This is a genomic window from Kitasatospora sp. NPDC018058 (assembly GCF_044327205.1).
Lineage (GTDB): Bacteria > Actinomycetota > Actinomycetes > Streptomycetales > Streptomycetaceae > Kitasatospora.
On sequence record NZ_JBIRFA010000003.1, the window covers coordinates 213,615 to 239,953 of the forward strand.

Below are 26,339 nucleotides of genomic sequence, written 5' to 3' on the forward strand. Positions count from 1 at the left end.
GCGTCGACCGGGCGTACTGCCGTTGCCGGACCGGGCCGAACCGGTGTCAGCGGGCGGAGAGCCGGGACGCGCTGGGCGAGCCCGGACACGTCTGATCGAACAGGTGGGGCTGCCGGGACGGCCAGAACGGCTCGAGGTCGAGCCGACCCTGTCGGCGGTCCGTGGCGCGGCGCGCGCGCCCGTTCCACCGCCCGGTCCGCGGACCCGCGCACATCGCGGGAGCCGGCCCGGTCGGACGGGTACGGCCGGCGACGCCGGGGGCAGGGCTGGGGCAGACGATGTCCACGTGTGGTTTCTCCGCGAGGCGGGGCCGGTTGGTCGGCCGCGGGCACACCGGGAGGGCGGTCCGCTACGGCCTGGTCGACGGGGGTCGGCGGTGCGTCGGGCGGCGGCCGGGTGGGCCGGAACCGCCGGGGGACGTACCGGGGCGAGGTGAGGCCGTCAGCGACAACAGGCGCTGCAGATCAGCGCGTGGTCGATGTGGCGGCGGACGGTGAGCACCGGCACGACGGGGCCGGGCATGGCGGCGATGCCTCGCTGACTGGCGGTCATCCCCGGTACCCTCCCCCTTCGTTCTGCGTGACGACGCCCACTACCGGTGCGCGCCGACGGTGCCGCGTCGGATCGTCGAAGGCCCGTCACCGGTCGGCAACACCCGCGCGAACGGGACGCTTCCGGCCCTCCGACGGCATGGCCGGGGCGGCCTTCGTCCACAGAGCCTTCCACGCCCGAGCCGGTCTAGGCAACCTTCAGCGCACCGAACGTCCGGGATGTGGACGACCGAATGAGACGCCGAGTGGACGAAGGGCCCTGACCAGCGGTATCCGGCGGGCGGTCAGGCCCGGGCCGTCAGGCGCGGATGTCAGGCCCGGGCGGGGGCCCGGTGGCGGAGGGCGGCGGCGTGCTCGACCAGGGCGACCAGGAGTTCCTTCCCGTCCTCCCGCAGTCGCGCGTCGCACAGCAGCACGGGGATCCCCGGGTCGAGGTCGAGCGCGTCCCGGACCTCCCCCGGGGCGAACCGCTCGGTGCCCTCGAAGCAGTTGACCGCGACCACGAACGGGATGCCGCGCTGCTCGAAGAAGTCGACCGAGGGGAAGCAGTCGGCCAGTCGCCGGGTGTCCGCGATCACCACGGCGCCGAGCGCGCCACGCGCCAACTCGTCCCAGACGAACCAGAACCGGTCCTGCCCGGGGGTGCCGAACAGGTAAAGCGCGAGGCCGGGCCGCAGGTCGATCCGGCCGAAGTCCATGGCCACCGTAGTGGTGCGCTTCGCCTCGACGCCCGAGGTGTCGTCCACCGGGCGGCCCAGCTCGCTGAGCTCCTCCTCGGTGCGCAGTGGCCGGATCTCGCTGACCGCGCCGACGAGGGTGGTCTTGCCCGCGCCGAACCCGCCCGCGACCAGGATCTTCACCGCAGCGGCCGGACCGCCGCGCCAGCGCGGGTCGTTGTCGTTCCCGCGACGCTGCGGAGACGGGCTCGCAGGGGTGTGGTCAGAGCGCACGGAGTCCATTGATCACGTCTCGCAGCAGGCGCTCGTCCGGCAGCTCGGCGAGCGGAACGGGTCGGGTGACGCTGATCAGGTCGGCGTCGTAGAGGTCGCCGAGCAGGACGCGCACGACACTGACCGGCAGGTCGGTGTAGGAGCCGAGCTCGGCGACGGACAGCGGCTCGTGGCGGCACCAGGCCAGCAGGGTCTGGTGCTCCGGGTCGAGGACGTGCGCGGGCACGGCCCCCGCGTCCGGCCCGGGGTCCTTGGCGGTGACCAGCGAGATCAGGTCGAACAGGCCCTCCTCGACCGGCCGGGTGCGGCCCCGGGTCATCGAGTAGAGCCGCACCACCGGGCCGGCCTCGTCGTCGAACCAGCGGTCGTCGACCGGGGTACGCGGCTGGAACAGGTCGACCTCGGGTTCGTCCGTGGTCGCCTGCTCCTCGCCGGCCGCCTGCTCCTCGCCGGTGGCCTCGGCCGAGTCCACCGGCACCTGGGAGCCGTCGAGCGCCTCCGGGCGCTCCGGCACGTCCGCCTTCGGATCCGCCATCGGACCGCTCAGCTCCTCGGCGCGGCGGTTTCGGTGCGCGGCTCGGCGGCCATGTGCTCGCCGACCCGCTTGACCAGCAGGGCCATCTCGTAGGCGATCTGGCCGATGTCCGCCTCGGCCTCGCTCAGCACGGCCAGGCAGCTGCCGTCGCCGGCGGCCGTGATGAACAGGAAGGCCTCGTCCAGCTCGACCATGGTCTGCCGGACCCCGCCGACCTTGAAGTGCCCGCCGGTGCCCTTGGCCAGGCTGTGGAACCCGGCCGCGACGGCGGCGAGGTGCTCGGCGTCCTCCCGGTCGAGGTCGCGGGAGGCACCGGTGGCCAGCCCGTCGCTGGAGAGGATCACCGCGTGGCGCAGGGCCGCGACGCGTCCCACCAGGTCGTCCAGGAGCCAGTTGAGGTCGCCGGACGGCTGCGTCGAAGTGGTCATGAATCAGTTCCTTCCGCTGGGGCGGGTGGTGCAGGTGATGCGGGTGATGCCGGTACTGCGGGTGCTTCAGCTGCTTCGGGTACTGCAAGTGTCACTGGTTGTACGGGCGGGACGGACGCCGGGTTCCGCCGCACCGGCTGCCCGGCCGGGACCCGGCGGGCGAGCGGGGCCCGGCCGGCGTCCTCGGGGGCGGGCGCGGGCAGTGCCGCCGGGGCGGGAGCCGGGCTGATCGCCCGCCGGGACAGGTCCGGCGGCTGCCAGGCGGGTACGGCCGTGGGCCGGGCGTCTGACGGGCCGGAACGATCCTGCAGGATGCGGTCCGGGGCGGTACGGCTCTGGGCGGCGCGGTCCCGGGCGGCACGGTCGGCCGGACCGGTGGCACCGCGCCCGCGGGTGAAGCCGCGCTGGAACGAGGCGAAGGTGGCCCGGGCCTCCTCGGGCGAGCACTCCCGGGCTTCCCTGAGCTCCCGGACCTCACCCGACTCGCCCGCCGACCCGGCCTCCCGGGCGGCGCGGTCCTCGGACCCGTTCCCACCCCTGAGCCGCTCCTTCGCCTGCTCCCTGAGCTGCGGCGCGAGGTTCGCCTGCCGGACCCGCCGGGGCAGACCGCCCCGGGTCCGGAGCGCGGCGTCCACCGGCACGGCGTCCGACGGCACGGCGTCCGACGGCGCGGCGTCCACGGGAGCAACGGTCACGGGCGCGTCGGCCACCGGCGTGTCAGCAGCCGCCTCGTCCCGCCGGTGCCGTCCCGTTCCCCGAGTGCCCTCGACGTCCGGCGCAGGCGCGGACACCAGCACCGGTCCGCCCTTGGTCCGCGCCGCCCGGCGCGGCAGCCCGTTGGCCGTACGCCCCGCCTCGGGCGCGGACGGGCGCGGCCCACCGGTCACCCGGTGGCGGCCACCCGGACCCGCCGAGGACGTCGCGGCGGACGTGGACGCGGACGCGGATGCCGAGGCCGAGGCCGTATCCGGCACCGCGACCAGGTCGCGCTGCCCTCGCCGCCCCGCCGCCGCCCGCTTCGCGGGACGGCCGGACGCGGCGCCCGAAGCGCCCGCGGCCCCGGAGGCCGGCGGCTCCGGCAGCCCGTCCGGCGCCTCCGCCAGCAGCTCGCGCGGGATCAGCACCACCGCCGTGGTCCCCCCGTACGGGGAGGGCCGCAGGTGGACCCGGATACCGTGCCGCCGGGCGAGCCGGCTGACCACGAACAATCCCAGCCGGTCGGTGTCGGCGAGGTCGAACTCCTGCTCCACGGCGAGGCGTTCGTTGATCTCGGCGAGCAGCTGCTCGCTCAGCCCGAGGCCGCGGTCGTCGATCTCCAGCGCGAAGCCGTGCGCCACCACCTCGCCCTGGACGGTGACTTGGGTGTTCGGCGGGGAGAACACCGCGGCGTTCTCCACGAGTTCGGCGACCAGGTGGGTCACATCGGCGACCGCGCTGCCGAGCAGGCCGGTGCCGGGGAACGGCCGGACGGCCACCCGGGCGTAGTCCTCGACCTCGCCGACCGCCGCGCGGACCACATCCACCATCCGGACCGGCTTGCGCCAGGCGCGCCCGGGCGAGCCGCCGGCCAGGATGATCAGGCCCTCCGCGTGCCGGCGCATACGGGTGGTGAGGTGGTCGACCTTGAAGAGGTCCGCCAGCTCCGCCGGGTCCTCGGTGCGGCGCTCCATGGTGTCGAGCAGGGTGAGCTGCCGGTGCAGCAGCACCTGGCTGCGGCGGGCCAGGTTGACGAACACCGCCGAGACGCCGCGCCGCAGCTCGGCCTGTTCCACGGCGGCCTCGACGGCGGTCCGCTGGACCGCGTTGATGGCCTGGCCGACCTGCCCGATCTCGGCCTGGCCGAAGTGCAGTTCGGGCGCCTCGACCGCCACGTCGACCGGCTCGCCGCGACGCAGTCGCAGCATGACGGAGGGCAGCCGGGTGGTGGCCAGCTCGTTGGCCGCGTTGCGCAGGCCGATCAGCTCGCGGGCCAGGCCCCGACCGATCCGGAAGGAGATCAGGATGGTCAGGACGACGGCGACCAGGCCGACCGCACCGGCGATGCCTCCGCTCCAGAGCGCCGCGATCGCGGTAGACCGCCCGCGCTCGTCCAGTCCGGCGGCGATCCGGGAGTTGATCGAGGAGAGGTCGCCGAGCGAACGGTCGGCGGTCTCCCGCCAGTTGTCGCCGTTGAGTGCCTGCACGACCCGGTCCGGGCCACCGGCGCCGACGAAGTCCGCCTCGGCCCGGGCCAGCGCGCCCCAGGCCTCGCCGCCGCGCAGGGCGATGTAGTCGGCCTGGTCGGCGGGTTCGAGTTCGGCGATGTAGACGGTGAACAGCGCCTGCTGGTTGTGCAGGGCGTCCAGCGCGACCTGGTACTGCTCGGCGGTGGGCTTGGCGGCGCTGGTGCGCAGGCCCTCCATGGCCGCGTCCTCCTGCGAGAGGTACTCGCGGGCGCGCACCAGCTCGATCAGGATGGTTCCCTGCCGCGGGAGTTGGCCGCTCTGCCGGGCCACGTAGGCGGACCGGAAGCCGAACACCGGCCGGACCAGGTCGCTGTACTGCCCGAGCGCGAACTCCCAGTTGAGCGCGAGCCGGCCGACCTGGGCGCGCAGCGGGGTGATCTGGTCGGCGGCGGCGAGGATCTGCACCAGGCGGGCCCGCTGAGCGGCGGAGAGCTCGCCGCCGGCGCTGTCCTTGCGCTGCCGCAGTGCGGCGAGGCTGCGGTCGGTGGCGGTCTTGGCGTGCTCGAAGGCGTCCCGGGCGACCGGCGAGTTCGGGTCGGCCAGGCGCTGGACGGCGGCCCGCCGCTCGCTCTGCAGGTCGCTGGCATACTGGTCGACCGCGGCGCCGTACTCCTTGTACGCACGGCTGATCGCCAACTGGTTCCAGACGTCCCCGGTGGTGGCGAGCGTCGCGTACACCCACAGGGCGGCGAGCGCGACGATGGGCACCAGGAGCAGCGCGATGATCTTCGCGCGGATCGAGCTGCTGCGCAGACGCATGGAGTCCTCGGTCGGGAAGTGCCAGGCGCGGACGGGGAGCGGGGGAAGCGGTGTGAGGTGTGCGGAGGGTTCGACGGACTCGGGCGGGTTCGGCGGGCGTGGGGAGGACGGCTCGGACGGACTTTGCGGAGGTATGGGAAGGAAGCTGCGGAGGGCTCCCGGCCTCAGGTCTGCGAGACTCTACTACGCCGTGACCACACGTTCGAGGGTCGAACCACTCCACCCCCTCACCTTGCCCAGGACACGTCAGGAACCGCCCGCAATCACGGCCGCTTCGCCCCCGCCCGATGGCCGACACCGACCCGGATCACGCCCGGATCGTCCACCGGCACCCCGAATGCCCAGGTCACGCGGTGCACGCACCAACTCCTCGACTCCTCCCCCGCGCCTCCCCAATCGCGACACCATCCAAGCGACCCCGTGCCGATCTCGTCGGTTCACCGTCACAACCCTGGGCAGTGACAGGACGATCCGATAGTTTCGCTCCACCCGCGCGACCGGGCGCCGCCACCCCGACGCCCGCCCGCCGGGACCGGCAGACAGCGCCGCGAGACGCGAACTGGGGAGGACTGTGCGCGAGTTCACCACCCCCGCCCCGCCCGGGCGCGAGGCCACCGGAGGACTCGCCGACTCTCTGTACGACACCGCCGAACGTACTCCCGAGCTGGTCCAGCTGTCCTGGAGGGCCGGCGACGAACGGTGGCAGGACGTCACCGCCCGCGAGTTCCGCGACCAGGTGCTCGCCCTCGCCAAGGGCCTGCTGACCCGCGGCGTGCGCTACGGCGACCGGGTCGCCCTGATGTCCCGCACCCGCTACGAGTGGACGCTGTTCGACTACGCACTCTGGTCGATCGGTGCGATCACCGTCCCGGTCTACCCCACCGCCGCACCCGAACAGGTGCGCTGGATCCTCGCCGAGACCCAGGCGGTGGCCTGCCTGGTCGAGGACGAGGACGCGGCGATGACCGTCGGCGCGGTCTGCGACGCCCTGCCCGACCTGACCGGCATCTGGCAGCTGGACCGCGGCTGCGTCGCCGCGATCACCGAGGACGGTCGGGACGTGCCCGACGCGCTGGTGCACCGCCAGCGGCTCGGCGTCGCGGCCGCCAACATCGCCACCGTCGTCTACACCTCGGGCACCACCGGCCGCCCCAAGGGCTGCCTGATCACCCACGGCAACCTGGCCGCCGAGGCCGACGCGCTGCTCGACGGCTGGGGCGAGGTCTTCCGCGACACCGGCGGCGGCCAGCCCGCCACCCTGCTGTTCCTGCCGCTCGCGCACGTCTACGGGCGGGCCGTGCAGATCGCGGCGATCCGCGGCGGCTTCCGGATCGGCCACATCCCCGAGGTCTCCACCGACGCGCTACTACCCGCCCTGAAGACCTTCCGGCCCACCTTCCTGCACGCCGTGCCGTACGTCTTCGAGAAGATCTTCCAGCAGGCCAGGCGCGCCGCCGAGGAGGCCGGACGCGGCGAACTCTTCGAGCAGGCCCGGCAGGTGGCGGTCGAGTGGGCAGCCGCCCGGGAGCAGAAGGTCTTCGGTCGCGGCCCCAGTCCGGGCGCGGCACTGCGGCTGCGCCACCTCGCCTACGAGCGGACCGTCTACCCCAGGCTGCGCGCCGTGCTCGGCGGCCGGGTGCGCAGCGTGATGTGCGGCGGGTCCTCGCTGCGACGCGAGTTAGGCCTGTTCTTCACCGGCGCCGGGCTCCAGCTGTACGAGGGCTACGGGCTGACCGAGACCACTGCCGCGATCACCGCCAACCCGGCCGGACGGCAGAAGCTCGGCACGGTCGGGCAGCCCGTGCCGGGCGCGTCGGTGGCGATCGCCGACGACGGCGAGGTGTGGGTGCGCGGCGACTCGGTCTTCGGCGGCTACCTGAACCACCCGCAGTGCACGGCGGAATCACTGGTCGACGGCTGGTTCGCCACCGGCGACCTGGGCCGGCTGGACAAGGACGGCTACCTCACCATCACCGGCCGCAAGAAGGACCTGATCGTCACCAGCAGCGGCAAGAACCTCGCCCCGGTGGCGCTGGAGGAGCGGGTCGAGGCGCATCCGCTGGTCTCCCAGTGCCTGGTGGTGGGCGACGACCGCCCGTACGTGGCCGCGCTGATCACGCTCGACCCGGCCGCGCTGGCGCACTGGTTGAAGACCCACGGGCGGGCGCAGCTGGACCCGTGGGCGGTGCTCGCGGACGATCAGCTGCACGTCGAGATCCAGCGCGCGGTGGCGGCGGCGAACACGGCCGTGTCACGGGCCGAGTCGATCCGCGCGTTCCGGCTGCTGCCACGGGAGTTCAGCCAGGAGCAGGGGCTGTTGACGCCCTCGCTCAAGCTGCGGCGGGCGGCGATCGCGGAGTACTACGCCGAGGACATCGAGGAGTTGTACCTCTCCTGAACTGTCGTTGCGCGCAATATCTCTGACGTTCCGTCTTGCTTATCATGGCGCAGCTGGTCCCTGGCGGCACGGCTCACCGACCAATTCCCTTGACGGGCTGATTGGTCCAGTCCATTGCTGCTCTTCGGTCCGCGTGCGGCGCACCGGTACAGCCCGCTCCCGCCCCTCCGGGAGCGTCCCGGCTCAACGACTCCGACGAGCTACCCTCCGCCGGCCTCGCGGACTGGGGCAGCATCCCAGGCTGGAGCTGCACCGGCGGCCCGAACGCCCGCAGCGTCCGGCTGTACGTGCACGGCTGGTAGCAGCAGGGGCCGTTCTCGGTGGACGACGTCCGGGTCGACGGTCCGGCGCCCGCCCCGGCGGTGACGCGGGGCTCGATCCCGACCAACGACAAGTCGTCTTCCTCACCGTGGACGACGGCTGGCAGCGCACCCCCGAGGCGGAGCGGTTCATCTCCGACCACCACCACCTGCCGATCACCGCCTTCCCACTGCCGATGCCGGCCGGCGCCGACCCGGACTTCTTCAAGCGGGTCACCGCCGTGCCCGGCTCCTCGATCCAGGACCACAGCGTCTCGCACTCGGACCTCAGCACGCTCCCGCTGGAGCAGCAGCAGGTCGAGATCTGCGACGCCCGGGACGCGATAGCGCGATAACCCGCCTGTTCGGCACCGCGCCTGCGGTGTTCCGCCCGCCGTACTTCGCCTGGAACGCCGACACCCTGCAGGCCGCCGCCGACTGCGGCATCCGCACCGCGCTGACCGTCGACGCCGACTTCAGCCGGGGCGCCTCCACCATCTGGCACCCGGGCCTGCTGCAGCCGGGCGACGTGGTGCTGATGCACTGGACCGACACCCTCGCCACCGACCTGCCGCCCGCCCTCGCCGCCGACGCCGCCGGACTCAAGCCGGCGGGGCTGGTGGACTATCTGCGCTGAAATCGCGTCGGGCCGACTGACCGACAGATGAGGAATGACAGCTGACGGATGACAGATGACAGACTTCGTCATCTGAAATCTGTCAGCTGTTATCTGTCATCCGTTCGCCGCCATCCGCCCCTCCGGCCGGTGATCTCGATCGTTGACATGGCGTCCGCGGCGCGGCTCTAATGGGGGCGTGCGGCGCGGCGTCGGCCACAGAGCAGTGGGCCGGTCGGCAGCCGAACCAGCACCCAATTCACAAGGGGACGATGCGCGATGAGTACTTTCTCCGCTGCCCTGATCTGACCTTGGCGGTCACCGCGGTGTCCGCCCGCCCGCTGGTACCGCGTGTGGCCGCGACCTCCCCGAATTCTCCGGAGACTTCACCACACACATATGCCCGATTCATCCTCCACGTCCGTCAATTCCTTCAATCTGAATGTCATCGACGAGCTCCGCGCCAACGGCGGCCGGGCCGGCGGCCCGTTCGAGGGCGGCGATCTGCTCCTGCTGACCACCACCGGGGCCCGCACCGGGCGCCCGCACACCGTCCCGCTCGGGTACGTCCGGACCGAGGGCCTGGTGCTGGTGGTCGCCTCGGCGGCCGGAGCACCTGAACACCCTCAGTGGTACCGCAACCGGCTGGCCCACCCGGTGGTCCGGGTCGAGCTCGGCACCGAGGCCTTCGAGGCGATCGCCGTACCCGCCGAAGGCGCCCGCCGGGAGCGGCTGTTCGCCACCGTCGCCCGGAAGGCACCTGGGTACGGCGACTACCAGGCGCACACCGAGCGGGAGTTGCCAGTGATCGTTCTGGAGCGACCAGAGGCGCCGGCCGACGCACCCCGCGAGGTGAACAGCCTCGCCGACAAGCTGCTGGAGGCGCACACCTGGTTGCGCGCGCAGCTGCGTCACATCCGACAGGAGGCGCGGGCCCACTCCTCCGGCCGTCCGGCCGGGCTCGGTCTGCAGCTGCGACAGCACTGCCTGGCGTTCTGCCAGGGGTTGACGCACCACCACACCGGGGAGGATGCCGCGATCTTCCCGGCGCTCGCCCGCAGCCACCCGGAGCTGGCCGGGGTGCTGGAGCGGCTCGGCGAGCAGCACCGGGCGATCGGGCGGATCAAACAGGAGCTGGTGACGCTGCTGGCCGGGGCCGCGGTCGCCGAACCCGAGCGACTCCGGGCCGAACTGGACCGGATGTCGGCCGAGTTGTTGGAGGCGCACCTCGACTACGAGGAGGCCGAACTGCTGCCGACCCTCGCCGGAATCCCCTTCCCGCCGGCCCGGCCCGCCCCGTCCGGCGGCTGAAACGGCGGTGCGGCCGTCCCCTCCCACAACTCGGGAGGGGACGGCCGCACCGGTGTTGCGTCACGCACCTGACGGCGCGCTGGAGCCGGGGCCTCAGGACTGGCTGAAGACCGGCAGGTAGCCGTTGGCCTGGCCGTCCGAGTTCGGGTGGTAGCTCTCGTCGATCGGCAGGGTGGTGCTGTGCAGCCAGGTGTCCAGAGACCCGCAGATCTCGTGCCCGGAGAAGATGTCGCGCACGTCACCGAAGGTGAAGCCCGCGTTGGCGACCCGCTTGGCGATGACACCGTCCAACGTGTCCGCGGCCTCGTTGATGGCGGCGCGCTTGGTGTCACCGATGCCGAAGATGCAGAAGCCGTCGATCTGGTACAGGTGCGGGTAGCCCATCACCACGACGTGGGCGTTTGGCGCCTTGGCGTGGATCGCGGAGTACACCTGGTCCAGCTGGCCGGGCAGGGTGTTGAGGGCGTAGTTCTCGGCGGCGCTGACGGCGTTGAGGCAGTCGCTGTCGCTCCCCAGCACACAGGTCTGCATGGTGCTGGAGAACCCGGCGTCGTTGCCGCCGATCGTGAGGCTCACCAGCGTGGTGCTGGAGTCCAGGGCCGAGATCTGACTGTTGAGGACGTCACCGGTTCTCGCACCCGAACAGGCGACGAAGGAGAAGGAGGACGGCGCGTTCGCGTTCGTCCAGAGGTAGGCGTAGGCGTTGGTGCTGCGCTTGCAGCTACCGCTGTCGCTCAGGTAGCTGCCGGCACCGACGCCGGCCGAGTAGGAGTCCCCGAGCGCCACGTAGTTGACACCGGCCGCGTCGGCGGAGGACGCCGTGAAGAGCGTCGTCAGCGTGAGGAGAGCGGCTATCGCAGCGACGGACAGGGTACGAGCAGGGCGGAGCATTGCACCTCCTGGTATGACGTGGGTCACAGAATGGATACCAAGTAGTAACCGGCCGCGGAAGGGCTCACGCCAAGGACGCAGACTGGCAGTCCGGCGGCGTGGAAGTGAACTCCTCGCGAACATGGCCTACTTGGCGGATCGCCACCGAGGCGCGGCCTCAGGAGCGGCTGAAGACCGGGAGGTAACCGCTGGCCTGGCCGGCCGAGTTCGGGTGGTAGCTCTCGTCGATCGGCAGGGTGGTGCTGTGCAGCCAGGTGCTCAGCGAGCCGCAGATCTCATGGCCGGAGAAGACGCTCCGGACGTCACCGAAGGTGAAGCCCGCATTGGCGACCCGCTTGGCGATGACACCGTCCAACGTGTCCGCGGCCTCGTTGATGGCGGCGCGCTTGGTGTCACCGATGCCGAAGATGCAGGAGCCGCCCACCTTGTACAGGTGCGGGTAGCCCATCACCACGACGTGGGCGTTCGGCGCCTTGGCGTGGATCGCGGAGTACACCCGGTCCAGCTGGCCGGGCAGGGTGTTGAGGGCGTAGCTCTTGGCCGCGTTCACGGCGCCGAGGCAGTCACTGTCGCTCCCCAGCACACAGGTCTGCATGGTGTCGGCGAAGCCCGCGTCATTGCCGCCGATCGTGAGGCTCACCAGCGTGGTACCGGAGTTCAGGGCGGAGATCTGACTGTTGAGCACGTCGCCGGTTCTCGCGCCGGAGCAGGCCACGAAGCTGAAGGAGGACGGCTTGTGCGCGCTCTTCCACAGGTACGCGTAGGCGCTGGTGCTGCGCTTGCAGCTACCGCTGTCACTCAGGTAGCCGCCGGCACCGACACCGGCGGAGTAGGAGTCCCCGAGGGCGACATAGTTCACGCCGGCCGCGTTGGCCGATGACGCGGCGAAGAGCGTCGTCATGGAAAGGAGAGCCGCTATCGCGGCAACGGACAGAGCACGGGCAGGGCGGAGCATGGCACCTCCTGGTATGACGTGGGTCACAGGAAGGGATACCAGGCGGTAGCCGGACGCGGAAGCGCTCATGCCAAGGACATTGACGGCCAGTCTGATGGCGCTGAAGTGAACCGCCCTAGACGGAGCGTGAGTTCACGCTGGTGGGCGCCGGTGCACGTCGACGCGCGTCGGTCATCGCGTGTAGATGAGAAAATCGGGGGAAGTCAGCTCGGCGTCAACAGCCGGTCAGCGTACGGCTGCCGCTGCGTCAGTTCGGCACTCCACCCGAAGGGTTGGTTCAGCTCCCCACCCGAGGGCCCGGGCCGGTTCCGCGCCCGAAGGCTCGGATCAGCTGCCCGCCCGGGGCCCGGTCAGCTTCCTGCCGACCAGCCGCGCCCGGCGTACACCGACCCGGCGGAGACCGTGCAGCCCTCGGCCGGCAGCTCCTCGATCGTCTCGTTCGCCGCGGCCGGAACCCCGAGCCACTGGACGGCCGTGGCGACCGCCGCCCGGGCCTGGCGCAGCCCGGGCGCGCCCCAGCCCAGCAGCTCGACCGCGAGCCCCGGCGCGACCAGCAGCCGCCGGTAGTGCCGGCCCGAGGCGGGGTCGGCCGCGCTCGGACCGACCGCCCGCAGCGCCGCCGCCATCCGGACCCGCGCGCACTCGTGCCCGCCGTTCGCCGAACCCACCCGGTCGTAGAGGTAGCCGAGGTAGTACGGCCGGCCGATCACGGCCTGGGCCTCCTCGCCCGCCTCCCGGGCCAGGGCCGCGGCCGGGTCCCCGTCGTCCTCCGGCTCCAGCGAGCCGCCGGGCAGCGAACAGATCCCGTCCCGCGGGTTCACCAGGGTCAGCACCCGCCCGTCCGGGGCGAACAGCCAGCCCCAGGACTGCTTCACCGGCAACCCGTCCGGCACCTGCTCGCCCGGCCGCCACGGCCAGCCCGCCGAAGGACGCCGCCGCACCTTCCCGAGCAGCTCGGCGACCTCCGCCGTGAACTCGATCCGGCCCATGCCGTGCGTCCCCCCTCTCGGTGTCGGGCTCGCCGGACCTGCGGAGCACGGTTCGGAGCGGAGCGGCCGGAGCGGCGGCGTGGGGTACCGGGCGCTCCTGCTGTTGATCTTCTCCGATCTTCCCCGAACAGGCGGTCGATGAACAGTCCCCAGCGCCGCATGGTGGATGTGGCGACCACGAACGCGCTGATCACCCCAGCGACCCACCCCCGCCCCCGGATCCCGGGAAGCCCGGCAGCGGGAACCCCGGCCGCGGGACCACCCCGGGCGGGAAGGGCAGCCCCCGCGCCGCGTCGTCGGCCAGCTCGTCGAACACCTCGTGGGCGGTCATCGGCCGCAGCCGCCCACCGGCGAGGGCCCAGCCACGCACCAGCGGCCCGGACGGCCGGTCGGCCGCCGACCCGCCCGGAGCGTCGGCCGACGAGTCAGCCGGCGAGTTGACCGGCGGCCCGCTCGACGGATCGCCGTGCAGCAGCAGCGCCCCCTCGCCACCCGAGGCCACGCCCGCCGCGAGCGTGACACAGAAGGCCTCCGTGTCCCGTCCGGCGGGGTGCAGTCGCCCCGCCTCCACACAGACGTCCACCGCCGAGGTGAGCTCCTCGCCGTCCTCCGGACCGTGACACCGCAGTGTCAGCAGGTGGCAGCCCTCCCCCGCGCCTTCGGCCAGTGCCAGGTAGACCGAGGTCACGTACCGCATCACCGCCGCCATCCGCCGCTGCCCGGCCGGGTCGCCGCCGACCGCGTCCAGCAGCGCCGCGCAGGCGACGGACATCCGCACCCGCGCCCGGTGGTCGTCCAGCAGCACCGGCAGCAGCTCGGCCAACCGCTCCCCCGCGTAGACGAACGGCTCCCCGGCCAGCTCCGGATCGCCCGCGTACGCGACCCGCGCGGCGGACGTCCGGGGGTCGAGCCCGAGCGCCGCGCAGTAGTCCTCGAAGTCACCCGCCTCCAGGACGCGCAGGTGCACCTCCAGCCCCTGCCCGTACAGGCCCCTCAGCTGCTCCTCCGCCCGCCGTAGGTACTCCTGGTGCCCGAGCGCACCGAACAGCCCGTACTTCGCCAGCCCGGCGAAGTCGGCGGCCTCCGCGGCCAGCGCGACCGCCACCGGCTGCGGCGGCGCACCCCGGGCCCGGCCGCCACGCCGCCCACGCGCCCCGGCCCCACCGGCCCGCCCGCCCGGCGGCCGCCCACCTCCCGGCGGTGCCGACCCACCGGGACCGCCGGTCGGCACCCCGCCGAGCCCGGCCCCGGGCCGCCGCCCGCCGAACACCAGCACCCGCCGCCCCCGTGCCGGCCCGCCGCGCACCACCACGATGCCCGACACCTCGTACACCGACTCCCGCACAGTCATGGGTTTCCTCCCACTCGCCCTCTCGGCACCGGCCGGCACCGGACAGCGCCGGACCGCACCGGCCACTCCGACTCCCGGAGTCGCCGACACCACGGAACCTACACAGAGCCACCGACAATCGACCCCTAGTAATCGAACAAGGTCAGGGCCGCCCGGCTGTGCGGTCGCACGTCGAACGGTCCTGGCGATTTCCTGTCGGAATTTCGGCCATTGCCGATCAATCACGTCCTCCTGAGACCACGAACGACCCGATCCCGGGGCTGCTGTCCTGGCAGGTCGCCTCAGCGACCGCCGGCCGAGGGGGCTCGACGATCACGGCTCGGACGTTCGCCGGCGCAGCGACGGTGGCACGGATGCGCACGGCGGGACCGGTCCTCGGCGGACCGCCGCTGCGGCGCACGCCCCGGCCGGGGACCGTGAGCGCGGCGCCAACGGCTTCACCGACACCCCGGACACCCTCCAGGGCCGGGCAGTGGCCGAGGGGCCCGTGACACCTGAGCCCGGCGGGATTGTCAGGACCGGGCGCTATCGTCGGGGACCATGCGACTCCTGCATACCTCCGACTGGCATCTCGGGCGCTCGTTCCACCGGGAGAGCCTGCACGACGCCCAGCGCGACTTCCTGGACCACCTGGTGGCAGTGGTCCGGTCCGAGGGCGTGGACGCCGTGCTGGTCGCCGGGGATGTGTACGACCGGGCACTGCCGGGCCTGGAGGCGGTCGCACTGTTCGACGACGTGCTGCACCGGCTGGCGGACCTCGGGGTGCCGACGGTGTTCATCAGCGGGAACCACGACTCGGCCCGCCGCCTCGGGGTCGGCGCCGGGCTGATCGGGCGGGCCGGGATCCACCTGCGGACCGATCCGGGCGAGTGCGCCGAGCCCGTCCTACTGGCGGACGAGCACGGGCCGGTGGCGGTGTACGGGCTGCCGTACCTGGAGCCGACGCTGGTGCGCGAGCGCTTCGGGCTGGCCAAGGGCGGGCACGCGGCGGTGCTCGGCGCGGCGATGGACCAGGTCCGGGCCGATCTGGCGGCGCGCCCGGAGGGGACCAGGGCCGTGGTGCTGGCCCACGCCTTCGTCACCGGCGGCACGCCGAGCGACAGCGAGCGGGACATCGCGGTCGGCGGGGTCGCCTCCGTGCCGGCCGCGGTGTTCGACGGGGTGCACTACGCCGCACTCGGCCACTTGCACGGCTGCCAGACCCTCGCCCCGCACCTGCGCTACAGCGGCTCCCCGCTCGCCTACTCCTTCTCCGAGGTGCGCCAGCGCAAGACCATGTGGCTGGTCGACCTCGCGGCCGACGGCTCGGTGGCCGCCGAGCGGATCGACTGTCCGCAGCCCCGCCCGCTCGCCACCCTGCGCGACACGCTCGACGCGCTCCTCACCGACGAGAGGTACGCCGAGCACGAGCGGTCCTGGGTGCAGGCCACGCTCACCGACACGGCCCGCCCGAGCGAGCCGATGGAGAAGCTGCGCCGCCGCTTCCCGCACACCCTCCAGCTGCTGTTCGACCCCGAGGAGAGCGAGGGCGGGCCGTCCGAGTCGTACGCGGCCAGGGTCAGCGGCCGGGACGACCTGGAGATCGCCGAGGGCTTCCTGCGGCACGTCCGCCCTGGCGCCGAGCCGGAGCCGGACGAGCTCGGTTGGCTGCGCGAGGGCTTCGAGCGCGTCCGGCAGAGCACCGACCGGAAGGCGGACCTGCCCCGATGAGGCTGCACAGGCTCACCGTCACCGCCTTCGGCCCGTTCGCGGGCAGCGAGACGGTGGACTTCGACGCGCTCGCCGCCGGCGGGCTGTTCCTGCTGCGCGGTGCGACCGGCGCGGGCAAGAGCAGCGTGCTGGACGCGGTCTGCTTCGCCCTCTACGGCGAGACGCCGAACGCCCGCCGGGCCAACCGGCTGCGCAGCGATCACGCCGACCCGAAACAACTGACCCAGGTACAGCTGGAGCTGACGCTCGGCGGGCGGCGGCTGCAGATCACCCGGCTGCCCGAGCAGCGTCGGCCGAAGAAGGTCGGCAGCGGCACCACGGTCGAACGGCCGCAGACCCTGCTGCGCGAGTGGGCGGCCGACGCGGGCGACGGCGCGCCCGGCTGGCGGCCGCTCAGCAAGTCGCACCAGGAGGCCGGGGAGGAGATCCACCGGCTGATCGGCATGAGCCGGGAGCAGTTCTGCCAGGTGGTGCTGCTGCCGCAGGGTGACTTCGCCCGCTTCCTCAAGGCCGACTCGGAGGAGCGCGGCAAGCTGCTGCGACGGCTGTTCGACACCGATCGGTACGGGCAGGTCGAGTCCTGGCTCGCCGATCAGCGGCGCGCCCAGGAGGCCGCCGTCCAGGCCGGTCGGCGCCGCCTGCGCGATCTCGCCAGCAAGGCCGAGCAGGCGGCCGGGCCCGACGCCGAGCCCGCCGAGGGCTGGGTGCCGGCCGAGGACGGCGACGCCGACCTGACCGCCGGGGTGCTCGGCTGGGCGGCGGTGCTGCGCAGCGGCGCGGCCGAGCAGCTCACCGTCGCCGAGGCCGCGCTCGCGGGCGCGGAGGCGGCGCAGCGGGCGGCCCAGCACGGCCGGGAGGCCGCCGAGGAGTTGGCCGGGCGCCAGCGTCGACACCGGGAGGCACTGGTCGAGGCCGAGCGGCTGGCCGGGTTCGAACCCGCCGCCGCGCGGGACCGGCAGCGGCTGGCGGCCGCGCAGGAGGCCGTCGGGGTGGAGTCAGCGCTGCGGCTGCGGGACAACGCGGCCGAGGCGCTCGGGCGCGCGCGGGAGGCGGAGCGGCGGCGCCGGGAGGCGCTGGCCCGGTCCGGCCCCGAGGGCCGCAGGCTCGCCGAAGGCGGAACCGGAGCCGACGCCGAAGCCGGGACCGACACCGAGGCGGGCGCCGCCGAGTTGGCCGAGGCCGAGCTGCGGCTGCGGGCCGAGGTGGTCCGGCTGGAGGCGGCCCGGGCGGAGGAGCGGCGCTGCGCCGAACTCGCCCGTGAGCAGCGTGCCTTGGCGCAGGAACGGAGCGCCGCCGAGGAACTGGCCGAGGAGGCCGAGGACTGGCTCGCCGAATTCGACGGCGAGCTGGGCCGGTTGGAGGAGCGACAGTCCCGGGCCCAGGCGGCGAGCGCCCGGGTCGAGCAACTGGACGGTCAGCGCACCGAGTTGGCCGGCCGACTGGGCGCGGCCCGGGAGCGCGACGGCCTGCGGTCCGAGATCATGGACGCCGAGCCGCGGGTCGTCGAGCTGCGCACCGCGGCGTTGGACGCCCGCGAGCACAGCCTGGACCTGCGGAACCGCCGGCTGGCCGGGATGGCCGCCGAGCTGGCCGAGCAACTGCGGGTGGGCGAGGCCTGCCGGGTCTGCGGCTCGCCCGAGCACCCGGCGCCCGCCGAGGCCGCCGCCGGCAGCCGGGTGAGCGCCGAGGACGAGGAGCGGTCCCGGCGGGCCCAGGCCGCCGCCGAGCAGGCCTGGACGGCGGCCGACCAGGCCCTGACCGCGCTGCGGGTGCGCGAGGCGACCGCCGCCGGGGCGGCCGGGCCGGACGGTACGGACGTGCTCGCGCAGTCCCTGGCCGGGCTGGAGTGCGAGCACCGCGGGACGCTGCACGAGGCGGAGACGCTCGGCCGGGTCGAGCAGGAGATCGGCCGGCTGGCGCAGGACCGCGCCCGCCGCCTGGACGAGCTGCACGAGGCCAAGGAGCGCGCCGCCGTCCTCACCGACCGACTGCAGGCGCTGGACGCCGAGCAGCGGGAGCTGACCGCCAAGGTGGCGGCTGCCCGGGGCGAGGCGTCCTCGGTCGCCGACCGGGCTTCGGCTCTCACCCGGCTCGCCGAGGAGGTGGCCGCGGCCGCCGCCGCCGCCCGGGCCTGCGCGCAGGCCCGGGCGCGACTCGGCGAGGCCGAGGAGGAGCTCGGCCAGGCCTGCGCCGCGGCGGGCTTCCCGGACGCCGCGGCGGCGCTCGCGGTGCTGCTGCCGCGCGAGGAGCGCGAGCGGCTGGAGGCCCGGCTGGAGCGGCACCGCGCGGAGTCGGCCGCCGTGCAGCACGAGCTCGCGCTGCCCGAACTGGCCGAGGCCGCGGCCCGTCCGCCGGTCGCCCTGTCCGCCGCCGCTGCCGCGCTCGGCGCCGCCACCGACCGGCTCGGCCGGGCGCACGCGGCCCGGTCGGCCGCCCGCGAGCGCTGCGGTGCGCTGGCCTCGATCGGGCGGCAGCTGACCGAGCTGGCCGGGGACCTCGCCCCGGCGCTGGAGCGGTACGGGCGGATCAACCGGCTCGCCGCGCTGGCCGCCGGCACCTCCACCGAGAACCGGCTGCGGATGCGCCTGGAGTCGTACGTCCTGGCGGCCCGGCTGGAGCAGGTCGCGGCGGCGGCCAGCGACCGGCTGGTCCGGATGTCGGGCGGCCGCTACACCCTGGTGCACAGCGACGACCGGGGCACCGGCAACAAGCGCTCCGGCCTGGCCCTGCTGGTGGTCGACGCCTGGACGGGCACCGAGCGGGACACCGCGACCCTCTCCGGCGGCGAGAGCTTCTTCGCCTCGCTCTCCCTCGCCCTCGGCCTGGCCGACGTGGTCACCGACGAGGCGGGCGGCATGCCGCTGGACACCCTGTTCATCGACGAGGGCTTCGGCACCCTGGACGAACAGTCCCTGGAGGAAGTGATGGACGTCCTCGACGGCCTGCGCGAGCGGGACCGCGCGGTCGGCATCGTCAGCCACGTCGCCGACCTGCGCAGCCGCATCCCCGCCCAGCTCATGGTCCGCAAGGGCCGCCACGGCTCCACCCTGGCCCTGGCCACCCGAGAGGACGTCTAGGAACGGCCTGTCAGCCCGAACACGCCACCCGCTGCGCCTGCTGCCAGGCGCACACCGGGCACAGGGTGCTGCCCGGCTGATCGGCCGGCAGCTCGGTCGGCTCCCCGCACAGCACACAGTCGGCCCGCGGCCCGGTCGCCCCCGGGTCGTGCCGCAGCGCGGCCTCCGCCGAGCCGTCCGGCGCGAGCTCACACACCGCCGCGCCCTCGGTCACCACCACATCGTCCGCCGCGCCACTCATGCCGCCTTCCTACTCCCCGCCCCCGCCCTGCGGCAAGACGCCGCCGCGGAGACCCCCGGCCCGGGCCCGGGCCGCCTCGATCATCGCCCCGACCCCGTCGAGCATCGGCCCCAGCCCGAACGCGAACAGCGAGTCCAGGTCCAGGTCGTAGCCGCCCCCGACGCTCCCGACGGTCCGTGCGAACACCGGGTGCCGCTCCCCCGCGACCAGCGCCGCCAGTGCCGGGCCCTGGTGGTCCATCCACTGCTCCTCGGTGAGGCCGGTACCGGCCTCGGCCTGGGCCTCCCGTTCCAGGTGGACGGCGACGCCCTGGACGTAGCAGTAGAGCAGGACGTGCAGGTCGAGCATGGTCGCGGCGTCCAGACCGTGGCCGTCCAGGGCGGCGAGCGCCCACTCGGCGTGGTCCATCAGCGCGGGCAGCATCAGCGGCCGGGTGAGCGCGCCGACCTGCGCGAGCCAGGGGTGGCGGCGGTAGGTCCGCCACAGGGTGTGCGCGCCGAGCTCCAGGCGTGCCCGCCAGTCCCCCGTCGGCTCGGCCGGGTACGTCTCCTCGCCGAAGACCGCGTCCGCCATCAGCAGCACCAGGTCGTCCTTGCTCGGCACGTACCGGTACGGGGACATCGCCGCCACGCCCAGTCGGGCGGCGACGCTGCGCATGGAGAGCGCGGCGAGGCCCTCGCGGTCGGCGATCTCCAGGGCGGCCCGGACGATCGCCTCCCGGCTCAGCTCGACGGCCGCCCCCGAGGCCGCCGAAACGGCGGTCGGCGAAGCCTCTGCCGAAGGAGCGCTCGGACGACGCCGGGGCGCCTGGCGGGCCGCCACCACCGTGCCCACCCGGGGCAGGGTCTCGACCAGGCCTTCCAGCCGCAGAGTGGTGAGCGCTTTGGTGGCCGTGGCGAGGGCGACGTTCCACTCCCGGGCGATCCGCCGGGTCGAGGGCACCCGCTCGCCCGGTGCGAGCGTGCCGTCCGTGATCCGCCGGGCGATCTGGTCGACGATGCGCCGGTAGGGCGGGACGGGCTCGGGCGTGGAGACCATGCGGCCGGCTCCCTCAGGTGATGCGGATCTCTTTCCGCGATGACCAGTGCTGTACTAGCTCAGACCCTACCAGCGGCGCTCCCTCGAATCCGCTGGCTGCACTAGCGCAGCAGCGGGAAAGCGGCCCTTGGCAGCCCTGTACGTACGCCGTACATTCAGGACGCATACACCGTACGAGCGCCATCGGCGCACCAACGGCAGGGAGCTGTCAATGAAGTCCGTGCTCATCTCCGGCGGCGGCATCGCGGGCCTCGCGCTCGCCGTCTCGCTGAGCCGTCGAGGCTTCGCCCCCACGGTCGTGGAGCGGGCCGACGGGCTGCGCGGCGGCGGGCAGGCGGTGGACGTCCGCGGGGTCGCGCTGAAGGTGGTCGATCGGCTCGGGCTGCTGGAGGAGATCCGCGCCCACCGCACCCGGATGCGGGGCATGTCCGTACTGGACGGCGACGGCCGGGAGATCCACCGCTCCACCGAGAGCACCTTCAGCGGCGGGCGACTCGACAGCGAGGACGTCGAGCTGCTGCGTGAGGACCTCGTCCGCGTGCTGCACGACCGGGCGGCGGCGGAGGGCGTCGAGCTGGTCTTCGGGGACACCGTCACCGCGCTCGACCGGGCCGAGGGCGAGGACGGCGCCTTCATCTGCTTCGAGCGCGCCGAGCCTCGACGCTTCGACCTGGTCGTGGGGGCCGACGGCCTGCACTCGACCGTACGCCGGCTGGCCTTCGGGCCCGAGGAGCGCTTCGCCCGCCACCTCGGCATGCACCTGGCGATCTTCAGCGCGGACAACTTCCTCGCCCTGGAGGACTGGCAGCTCTGGCTGCGCGAAGGCGAGGCGGGCTACGGCGTCTACCCGGTGCGCGGCAACTCCGAGCTGCGGATCAGCTTCGGCTTCGCGGGCGAGCCGCTGCCGGCCGGACGGCGCGGTCCCGAGGCGCAGAAGGCCCTCGTCGCCGAACGGATGACCGCGTTGCGCTGGGAGACTCCGAGGCTGCTGAAGGCCCTGGCCGAAGCGCCGGACTTCTACTGCGACTCCATGGCGCAGATCCACCTGGACCGCTGGTCACGGGGCCGGGTCGCCCTGCTCGGGGACGCGGGTTACTGCGCCTCCCCGCTGTCGGGTCAGGGCACCAGCCTCGCCCTGGTCGGCGCGTACGTGCTGGCCGACGCCCTCACCCGCTCCGGCGGGGAGCACCGCGCCGCCTACGCCGAGCACGAGCGGCGGCTGCGCCCGTTCGTCCGGCTCAATCAGGCGCTGGCCACCGAGAACCCGGGCGGGCCGGCTTCCGAGGATTCGGTGGAGCGGGCGAAGAACGCGATCGCACTGGACGGATGACGACCGACGGATGACAGCGACCAGATAACAGATAACAGATGACAGATGACGGATTTCAACATCTGTCATCCGTCATCTGTTCGCCGTCGTCCGAGCCGCCCCACCCACAGAGCGCCACCACCCCCCGACTACCGTGGCCGACATGGTCGCCGATCTCCACCGACGTCTGCATGCCGCCCGGGCCACCACCCCCACCTACGCCGAGGTCGGGGCCACCCGGGGCGGTCGGCTACCGGACGGGTACGCGCATCTACGGCGGCGGATCCACCTGGGGCACGGGCCGCAGGCGCTGGAGCGGGCCGGGCGGTATGTGCTCGGCTGGGGCAGCCAGTTGGGGACGGGCTTCGCGGTGTGGCCGGGCGAGCTGGCCCGGGAGGGGGCCACCGTGCTCCTGCGGCTGAACCTGCCGGGCACCCGGTGGCCGCGCCTGGTGATCCCCTGCCGAGTGGTGTGGACGGTGGCGGAGCCGGACCGGATCGGCTTCGCGTACGGAACGCTTCCCGGGCACCCGGAGTGCGGCGAGGAGTCGTTCCTGGTGTCGATGGACGCCGACGGCGAGGTGTGGTTCGAGGTCGCCGCGTTCTCCCGGCTCTCCGCCTGGTACGCCCGACTGGGCCGTCCGGTCGCGCTGCTCTGCCAGCACCTGGCGATCGAGCGCTACCTGACCGCCGTGGCCGAGCACGTCGCCGACGCCACCCCGGCCCGCTGATCGCCCTGCCCCGGCAAGATCCGCCGGACAAGGCCCTAGCCCAGGAACGACAGCCGGACGGTGCGGCGCGGGTTGTCCCCGTTGGTGTCGATCAGCACCACGGACTGCCAGACTCCGAGCGCCAGCTGCCCGCCGATCACCGGCAGGGTGGCGTGCGGGGCGACCAGGCCGGGCACCACGTGGTCGCGCCCGTGGCCGGGGCTGCCGTGCCGGTGGCGCCAGCGGCCGTCGGCCGGGAGCAGGTCGCGCAGGGTGGCGAGGAAGTCGTCGTCGCTGCCCGAGCCGGTCTCCAGGACGGCGATCCCGGCGGTGGCGTGCGGGACGAACACGTTGAGCAGGCCGTCGCGCCCGGCGGCCCGCTCGTTGAGGAACACGGCGCAGCGGTCCGTGATGTCGAGCGCGACCTCACGGCTGCCGGTGGTGATCTCCAGGGTGGTGGTCTGGAACGAGCCGGTTGAGCCGGTCGACGTGGAGTGGTTGTTGTCCGCCATGGCGCCATCCTGACCCAGGTCAGCGGGCCGGGCGTACTGCCTCGCCGTCTGCCCTTGCCAGGGAGGCAAACTCGCATAGAGTGAGAGGTTCAGACCAAATCGGCGGGTGGATCCACCGCGCGACGGGCCTGCCCGCCGGCGGACTTCCGGACACGACGAAGACCCGACGGACCGGTTGGTCCGCCGGGTCGAGTCAGGCCCGGGTCGGCCGCGACCGGGAGGCCGCTAGCCGCGCCCGCCGAAGAGGCTGCGCCGCAGCCGGCGCAGTGGCGCCAGCAACGAGACCCGGGTGTGGCGACGACGGGCCGCCGCCGGGGCGTCGGCGCCGCGCGGCGTCAGCTCCCTTATCAGCCCGAGCGCCTCGGCGGTGTCAACCGCCGAGAGTGCGGGCGCGCCGAGCACGGCCAGGTGTCGGTCGATCCGGCGGCCGGTCGCACCGACACCGCACTGGATCGCCGGCACACGGGGCCGAGTCCGCACTTGCATGTGTTCCATCAGTTTTCCCACCCCTACGAGGCGCCAGGGCCGTGAGGCGAAGACTATCCGTGACAGACGGCCTTCGCGCAACCGTCCTTGGTGTTGTGCCACCGTATCGTGCAGCGCCAACTGACGATGCACCAGGGGCCACCCCTCCGGTCACGACTAGGCATCAATGATGGTGCACGACCCGCGGGCCGTCAGCAGGGCCAGGAGGCATTGGCCCGGCGCCCGTTCGCGCGGTACGCGCCGGGCGCACGGGGGCGTCCGGACGGTCTCGCGGCCATGTCGACGAGTCGCCCCCATATAGGGGACAACCACAAGGTCGATAAAACGATCACCGGCGGGACGATCGGCGCCAGTGGGATGGTTCATGAAGTGAACACATTCGGGGGATTGACTCGCGTCGATCCTCCAAGCAATATCTGTTGCACGTGTTGGGTGCCCGCACCGCACCCAGGCGCGTGTTCGAGTGATGAAATGACTCGATCAAACTCCGGCTCCCGCGAGCCACTGCCCGGTCACCTCGACGCTGCGGTGGCCAGGCTCGCAGGGTGCCCGGACCGGCGGCCGGCCGTAGAGGGTCGGCCGGGCCGCCACCAGACTGCCGGTGCCGCCCCGCTCGGGGCCCGGCACCGGCGGTTCCGGGCCCGGCCCCCGCCGCCCACCACCGACCGGACGTCCCCGCAGGTCGCGCCCGGTGGATCGGTAGACTCGGCCAGCGTGTCCCTCCTCCTCAGCATCGTGCTTCCGGTCCACGGCGTGGAGCGGTACCTGCCGCGCTGCCTCGACTCCATCCTCGGCGAAACCCACGCCACGGAGACCCGCTTCGAGGTGATCGCGGTCGACGACCTCTCCCCCGACGGCTCCGGCGCGATCCTGGACGCCTACGCGGCCCGCGACCCCCGCCTGCGAGTGCTGCACCTCACCGAGAACCAGGGCCTCGGCGGCGCCCGGGCGGCCGCCCTGCCGCTGGTGCGCGGCGAGTACGTCTGGTTCGTGGACAGCGACGACTGGGTGCCCGAGCGGACCGTCGGCGTGATCCTGGACGAGCTGGAGCAGGAGCGCCGCCTGGAGACCCCCGCCGACGTGCTGCTCACCGACTTCACCCACGTCTACCCGGACGGCGGGACGGAGCCCAACCCCTGGCGGCACGTGCTGGTCGGCTCCCCGTTGGTCGAGGGCTGCACGCTGGCCGAGCACCCGGCGCTGTTCCAGACCGTGATGTCGGTGTGGAACAAGGTCTTCCGCCGCGCCTTCCTGGAGGGCCTGGGCGTCGCCTTCGGCCGCGGCTACTACGAGGACATCTCGGTCACCTACCCCGCACTGCTGGCCGCCGAGCGGCTGCGCTACCTCGACCGCCCCTGCTACTTCTACCGGCGCGGCCGGGACGGCGCGATCACCGCGACCGCCTCCCCCAAGCACGCCGACGTCTTCGCCCAGTACGACGCGATCTTCGCCTTCATGGACCGGTCGGGCAGCCCGGAGGACCACCCCGGTCGGCCCGTCCCGGCGTCGCTGCGCACCCTGGTCTTCGACCGGACCGTCCGCCAGGCGCTGAACGTCTACGACACCCCCGGGCTCGTCCCCGCCGACCGGCGCAAGGAGTTCTTCCGCCGGATCTCCCAGCACTTCGAGCGGCACCGCCCGGCCGACTACCGCTTCCCCGGCGGGGTGCGCGGTGTGCAGTACCGGCTGGCCGCGCGCGGCGCCCGGATCGCGTACGCGGAGCTGCGCCGCACCGGCCGCCTGCCGCGCGAACTCAAGCGCGGGGCACGGTCGGTGGCGCCCGCGGTGAAGAAGGGTGTGCGCAGCGGCGCCCGGTTCACCGCGTACAACGCCTTCCGCCGCCTCCCGCTGGACGAGCACCTGGCGGTCTACGCCGCGTACTGGCACCGGGGTTACGCGTGCAGCCCTGCGGCGATCTACGAGAAGGCTAAGGAACTCGCCCCGCAGATCCGGGGCGTGTGGGTGGTGGAGAACCGCACCCAGGCCGCCACCATGCCGCCCGGCGTGCCGTATGTGATCGTCAACACACCCGCGTACCTCAAGGCGATGGCGACCGCCAAGTACTTCGTCAACAACGTCAACTTCCCGCGCACGATGGTGAAGCGGCCGGGCACGGTGCACGTCCAGACCCAGCACGGCACCCCGCTCAAGGCGATGGGCATGGACCTGCGGAAGCGCCCGGAGGCGGCCGAGGGGATGGACTTCGACCGGCTCCAGGAGGCCATCGACCGCTGGGACTTCCTGGTCTCCTCCAACCCGCACACCAGCGAGCACTTCGCCCGGGCCTTCCCGGGCCGGTACGAGATGCTGGACACCGGCTACCCGCGCAACGACCGGCTGGCCAACGCGACCCCGGAGGAAGTCCGGGCGATGCGGGAGCGGTTCGGGCTGCGGCCCGGAACCACGGCCGTGCTGTACGCGCCGACCCACCGCGGCGGCAAGGGCGGCTACCTGCCGCTGCTGGACGTGGAGGAGCTGGCCCGGCGGCTGGGTCCGCGGTTCACGCTGCTGGTGCGCACCCACTACTTCCACGCCGGCGGCCCGGGCGACCTGGTGGCGGGCGAGGACGCGGCGGAGATCGTGGACGTGTCGGCGCACCCGACCGTGGAGGACCTCTACCTGGCCGCGGACGCGCTGGTGACGGACTACTCGTCGATGATGTTCGACTACGCGGTGCTGGACCGGCCGGTCGTCGTCTTCGCGCCGGACTGGGAGGAGTACCAGCGCGAGCGCGGCGTGTACTTCGACCTGTTCGAGGAGCCGCCGGGCGCGGTCACGACGGACGCGGACGGGCTGGCGCGGGCGCTGCGGGCGGGCGATCCGGAGCCGGCGGCGCGGGCGAGGTTCCGGGAGAAGTTCTGCGTCTGGGACGACGGCGGGGCGGCGGAGCGGGTGGTGCGCCGGGTGTTCCCGGTCGCGCACGGCTGACCCTGCGGGGCCGCGGGCAGGGCCTCGGAGCCTGCGGACGGGGCCGGTGCCGCCGGTACGGCGACCGGCCC

21 protein-coding genes are annotated in these 26,339 nt (G+C 73.5%); 9 read left to right on the top strand and 12 right to left on the bottom strand.

What is annotated here, in order from left to right:
- Positions 1 to 862: 862 nt before the first annotated feature.
- The 4 genes from ACH4E7_RS05875 to ACH4E7_RS05890 all read right to left on the bottom strand — a co-directional run bounded on the left by ACH4E7_RS05875 (position 863) and on the right by ACH4E7_RS05890 (position 5,448).
- On the bottom strand, positions 863 to 1,411 hold the full coding sequence (locus ACH4E7_RS05875; protein WP_396247892.1) for a GTP-binding protein: 549 nt from the start codon (positions 1,409 to 1,411) through the stop codon (positions 863 to 865).
- A 79-nt stretch (positions 1,412 to 1,490) separates the two neighbouring features.
- Positions 1,491 to 2,036: a DUF742 domain-containing protein gene (locus ACH4E7_RS05880; protein WP_396247746.1), complete on the bottom strand. Its 546-nt coding sequence runs from the start codon at positions 2,034 to 2,036 to the stop codon at positions 1,491 to 1,493.
- 8 nt (positions 2,037 to 2,044) lie between these two features.
- Complete coding sequence (locus tag ACH4E7_RS05885; RefSeq protein WP_396247747.1) at positions 2,045 to 2,464, bottom strand: roadblock/LC7 domain-containing protein; 420 nt, start codon at positions 2,462 to 2,464, stop codon at positions 2,045 to 2,047.
- A complete protein-coding gene (locus tag ACH4E7_RS05890; protein ID WP_396247748.1) occupies positions 2,461 to 5,448 on the bottom strand; it encodes a nitrate- and nitrite sensing domain-containing protein in 2,988 nt (995 codons plus the stop codon). Before ACH4E7_RS05890 ends, ACH4E7_RS05885 begins: the two co-directional genes overlap by 4 nt.
- A gap of 571 nt (positions 5,449 to 6,019) precedes the next feature.
- On the opposite strand from ACH4E7_RS05890, the gene ACH4E7_RS05895 reads away from it, so the two are divergent.
- The 4 genes from ACH4E7_RS05895 (at position 6,020) to ACH4E7_RS05910 (ending at position 10,072) form a co-directional block, all read left to right on the top strand.
- Positions 6,020 to 7,846, top strand: a complete 1,827-nt coding sequence (locus ACH4E7_RS05895; protein WP_396247749.1) for an AMP-dependent synthetase/ligase — start codon at positions 6,020 to 6,022, stop codon at positions 7,844 to 7,846.
- Between the two features lie 133 nt (positions 7,847 to 7,979).
- On the top strand, positions 7,980 to 8,501 hold the full coding sequence (locus ACH4E7_RS05900) for a polysaccharide deacetylase family protein (RefSeq protein ID WP_396247750.1): 522 nt from the start codon (positions 7,980 to 7,982) through the stop codon (positions 8,499 to 8,501).
- A gap of 26 nt (positions 8,502 to 8,527) precedes the next feature.
- Positions 8,528 to 8,782, top strand: a complete 255-nt coding sequence (locus ACH4E7_RS05905; RefSeq protein WP_396247751.1) for a hypothetical protein — start codon at positions 8,528 to 8,530, stop codon at positions 8,780 to 8,782.
- Between the two features lie 378 nt (positions 8,783 to 9,160).
- Complete coding sequence (locus ACH4E7_RS05910) at positions 9,161 to 10,072, top strand: nitroreductase/quinone reductase family protein (RefSeq protein WP_396247752.1); 912 nt, start codon at positions 9,161 to 9,163, stop codon at positions 10,070 to 10,072.
- Between the two features lie 93 nt (positions 10,073 to 10,165).
- Here the strand turns inward: ACH4E7_RS05910 and ACH4E7_RS05915 are convergent, their stop codons facing one another.
- The 4 genes from ACH4E7_RS05915 to ACH4E7_RS05930 form a co-directional block, all read right to left on the bottom strand.
- Positions 10,166 to 10,963 carry an SGNH/GDSL hydrolase family protein gene (locus ACH4E7_RS05915; protein WP_396247753.1) on the bottom strand — a complete coding sequence of 266 codons (798 nt, stop codon included), beginning with the start codon at positions 10,961 to 10,963 and terminating at the stop codon, positions 10,166 to 10,168.
- 157 nt (positions 10,964 to 11,120) lie between these two features.
- Positions 11,121 to 11,864, bottom strand: coding sequence for an SGNH/GDSL hydrolase family protein (locus ACH4E7_RS05920; protein ID WP_396247754.1), 744 nt, complete (start codon positions 11,862 to 11,864; stop codon positions 11,121 to 11,123).
- Positions 11,865 to 12,268: 404 nt separating this feature from the next.
- Positions 12,269 to 12,907, bottom strand: a complete 639-nt coding sequence (locus ACH4E7_RS05925) for a hypothetical protein (protein WP_396247755.1) — start codon at positions 12,905 to 12,907, stop codon at positions 12,269 to 12,271.
- Positions 12,908 to 13,097: 190 nt separating this feature from the next.
- On the bottom strand, positions 13,098 to 14,258 hold the full coding sequence (locus ACH4E7_RS05930) for a hypothetical protein (protein WP_396247756.1): 1,161 nt from the start codon (positions 14,256 to 14,258) through the stop codon (positions 13,098 to 13,100).
- 540 nt (positions 14,259 to 14,798) lie between these two features.
- On the opposite strand from ACH4E7_RS05930, the gene ACH4E7_RS05935 reads away from it, so the two are divergent.
- Positions 14,799 to 15,968: an exonuclease SbcCD subunit D gene (locus ACH4E7_RS05935; RefSeq protein WP_396247757.1), complete on the top strand. Its 1,170-nt coding sequence runs from the start codon at positions 14,799 to 14,801 to the stop codon at positions 15,966 to 15,968.
- Positions 15,965 to 19,045 (top strand): AAA family ATPase, encoded by a 3,081-nt coding sequence (locus ACH4E7_RS05940; RefSeq protein WP_396247758.1) that lies wholly within the window; start codon positions 15,965 to 15,967, stop codon positions 19,043 to 19,045. Before ACH4E7_RS05935 ends, ACH4E7_RS05940 begins: the two co-directional genes overlap by 4 nt.
- A 10-nt stretch (positions 19,046 to 19,055) precedes the next feature.
- Here ACH4E7_RS05940 and ACH4E7_RS05945 read toward each other — a convergent pair whose 3' ends face one another.
- A complete protein-coding gene (locus ACH4E7_RS05945; protein ID WP_396247759.1) occupies positions 19,056 to 19,286 on the bottom strand; it encodes a hypothetical protein in 231 nt (76 codons plus the stop codon).
- A gap of 9 nt (positions 19,287 to 19,295) precedes the next feature.
- On the bottom strand, positions 19,296 to 20,324 hold the full coding sequence (locus ACH4E7_RS05950) for a TetR/AcrR family transcriptional regulator C-terminal domain-containing protein (RefSeq protein ID WP_396247760.1): 1,029 nt from the start codon (positions 20,322 to 20,324) through the stop codon (positions 19,296 to 19,298).
- 211 nt (positions 20,325 to 20,535) lie between these two features.
- On the opposite strand from ACH4E7_RS05950, the gene ACH4E7_RS05955 reads away from it, so the two are divergent.
- Both ACH4E7_RS05955 and ACH4E7_RS05960 read left to right on the top strand, forming a co-directional pair.
- Positions 20,536 to 21,654: an FAD-dependent monooxygenase gene (locus ACH4E7_RS05955; protein ID WP_396247761.1), complete on the top strand. Its 1,119-nt coding sequence runs from the start codon at positions 20,536 to 20,538 to the stop codon at positions 21,652 to 21,654.
- 142 nt (positions 21,655 to 21,796) lie between these two features.
- Positions 21,797 to 22,363 (top strand): DUF1990 family protein, encoded by a 567-nt coding sequence (locus ACH4E7_RS05960; protein ID WP_396247762.1) that lies wholly within the window; start codon positions 21,797 to 21,799, stop codon positions 22,361 to 22,363.
- Between the two features lie 35 nt (positions 22,364 to 22,398).
- Here the strand turns inward: ACH4E7_RS05960 and ACH4E7_RS05965 are convergent, their stop codons facing one another.
- Both ACH4E7_RS05965 and ACH4E7_RS05970 read right to left on the bottom strand, forming a co-directional pair.
- Positions 22,399 to 22,854: a YjbQ family protein gene (locus tag ACH4E7_RS05965; protein ID WP_396247763.1), complete on the bottom strand. Its 456-nt coding sequence runs from the start codon at positions 22,852 to 22,854 to the stop codon at positions 22,399 to 22,401.
- A gap of 225 nt (positions 22,855 to 23,079) precedes the next feature.
- The gene (locus tag ACH4E7_RS05970; RefSeq protein WP_380609447.1) at positions 23,080 to 23,349 is read right to left on the bottom strand and encodes a hypothetical protein; all 270 of its coding nucleotides are present in this window, start codon (positions 23,347 to 23,349) and stop codon (positions 23,080 to 23,082) included.
- A 705-nt stretch (positions 23,350 to 24,054) separates the two neighbouring features.
- Here ACH4E7_RS05970 and ACH4E7_RS05975 point away from each other — a divergent pair.
- On the top strand, positions 24,055 to 26,268 hold the full coding sequence (locus ACH4E7_RS05975; protein ID WP_396247764.1) for a CDP-glycerol glycerophosphotransferase family protein: 2,214 nt from the start codon (positions 24,055 to 24,057) through the stop codon (positions 26,266 to 26,268).
- Positions 26,269 to 26,339 lie beyond the last annotated feature (71 nt).

Coding starts and splice junctions, on each gene's coding strand:
- ACH4E7_RS05885 (WP_396247747.1), bottom strand. CDS start 2,464: ATGACCACTTCGACGCAGCCGTCCGGCGACCTCAACTGGCTCCTGGAC.
- ACH4E7_RS05890 (WP_396247748.1), bottom strand. CDS start 5,448: ATGCGTCTGCGCAGCAGCTCGATCCGCGCGAAGATCATCGCGCTGCTC.
- ACH4E7_RS05955 (WP_396247761.1), top strand. CDS start 20,536: ATGAAGTCCGTGCTCATCTCCGGCGGCGGCATCGCGGGCCTCGCGCTC.
- ACH4E7_RS05910 (WP_396247752.1), top strand. CDS start 9,161: ATGCCCGATTCATCCTCCACGTCCGTCAATTCCTTCAATCTGAATGTC.
- ACH4E7_RS05965 (WP_396247763.1), bottom strand. CDS start 22,854: ATGGCGGACAACAACCACTCCACGTCGACCGGCTCAACCGGCTCGTTC.
- ACH4E7_RS05970 (WP_380609447.1), bottom strand. CDS start 23,349: ATGGAACACATGCAAGTGCGGACTCGGCCCCGTGTGCCGGCGATCCAG.
- ACH4E7_RS05920 (WP_396247754.1), bottom strand. CDS start 11,864: ATGACGACGCTCTTCGCCGCGTCATCGGCCAACGCGGCCGGCGTGAAC.
- ACH4E7_RS05950 (WP_396247760.1), bottom strand. CDS start 20,324: ATGGTCTCCACGCCCGAGCCCGTCCCGCCCTACCGGCGCATCGTCGAC.
- ACH4E7_RS05945 (WP_396247759.1), bottom strand. CDS start 19,286: ATGAGTGGCGCGGCGGACGATGTGGTGGTGACCGAGGGCGCGGCGGTG.
- ACH4E7_RS05935 (WP_396247757.1), top strand. CDS start 14,799: ATGCGACTCCTGCATACCTCCGACTGGCATCTCGGGCGCTCGTTCCAC.
- ACH4E7_RS05930 (WP_396247756.1), bottom strand. CDS start 14,258: ATGACTGTGCGGGAGTCGGTGTACGAGGTGTCGGGCATCGTGGTGGTG.
- ACH4E7_RS05960 (WP_396247762.1), top strand. CDS start 21,797: ATGGTCGCCGATCTCCACCGACGTCTGCATGCCGCCCGGGCCACCACC.
- ACH4E7_RS05880 (WP_396247746.1), bottom strand. CDS start 2,036: ATGGCGGATCCGAAGGCGGACGTGCCGGAGCGCCCGGAGGCGCTCGAC.
- ACH4E7_RS05915 (WP_396247753.1), bottom strand. CDS start 10,963: ATGCTCCGCCCTGCTCGTACCCTGTCCGTCGCTGCGATAGCCGCTCTC.
- ACH4E7_RS05925 (WP_396247755.1), bottom strand. CDS start 12,907: ATGGGCCGGATCGAGTTCACGGCGGAGGTCGCCGAGCTGCTCGGGAAG.
- ACH4E7_RS05940 (WP_396247758.1), top strand. CDS start 15,965: ATGAGGCTGCACAGGCTCACCGTCACCGCCTTCGGCCCGTTCGCGGGC.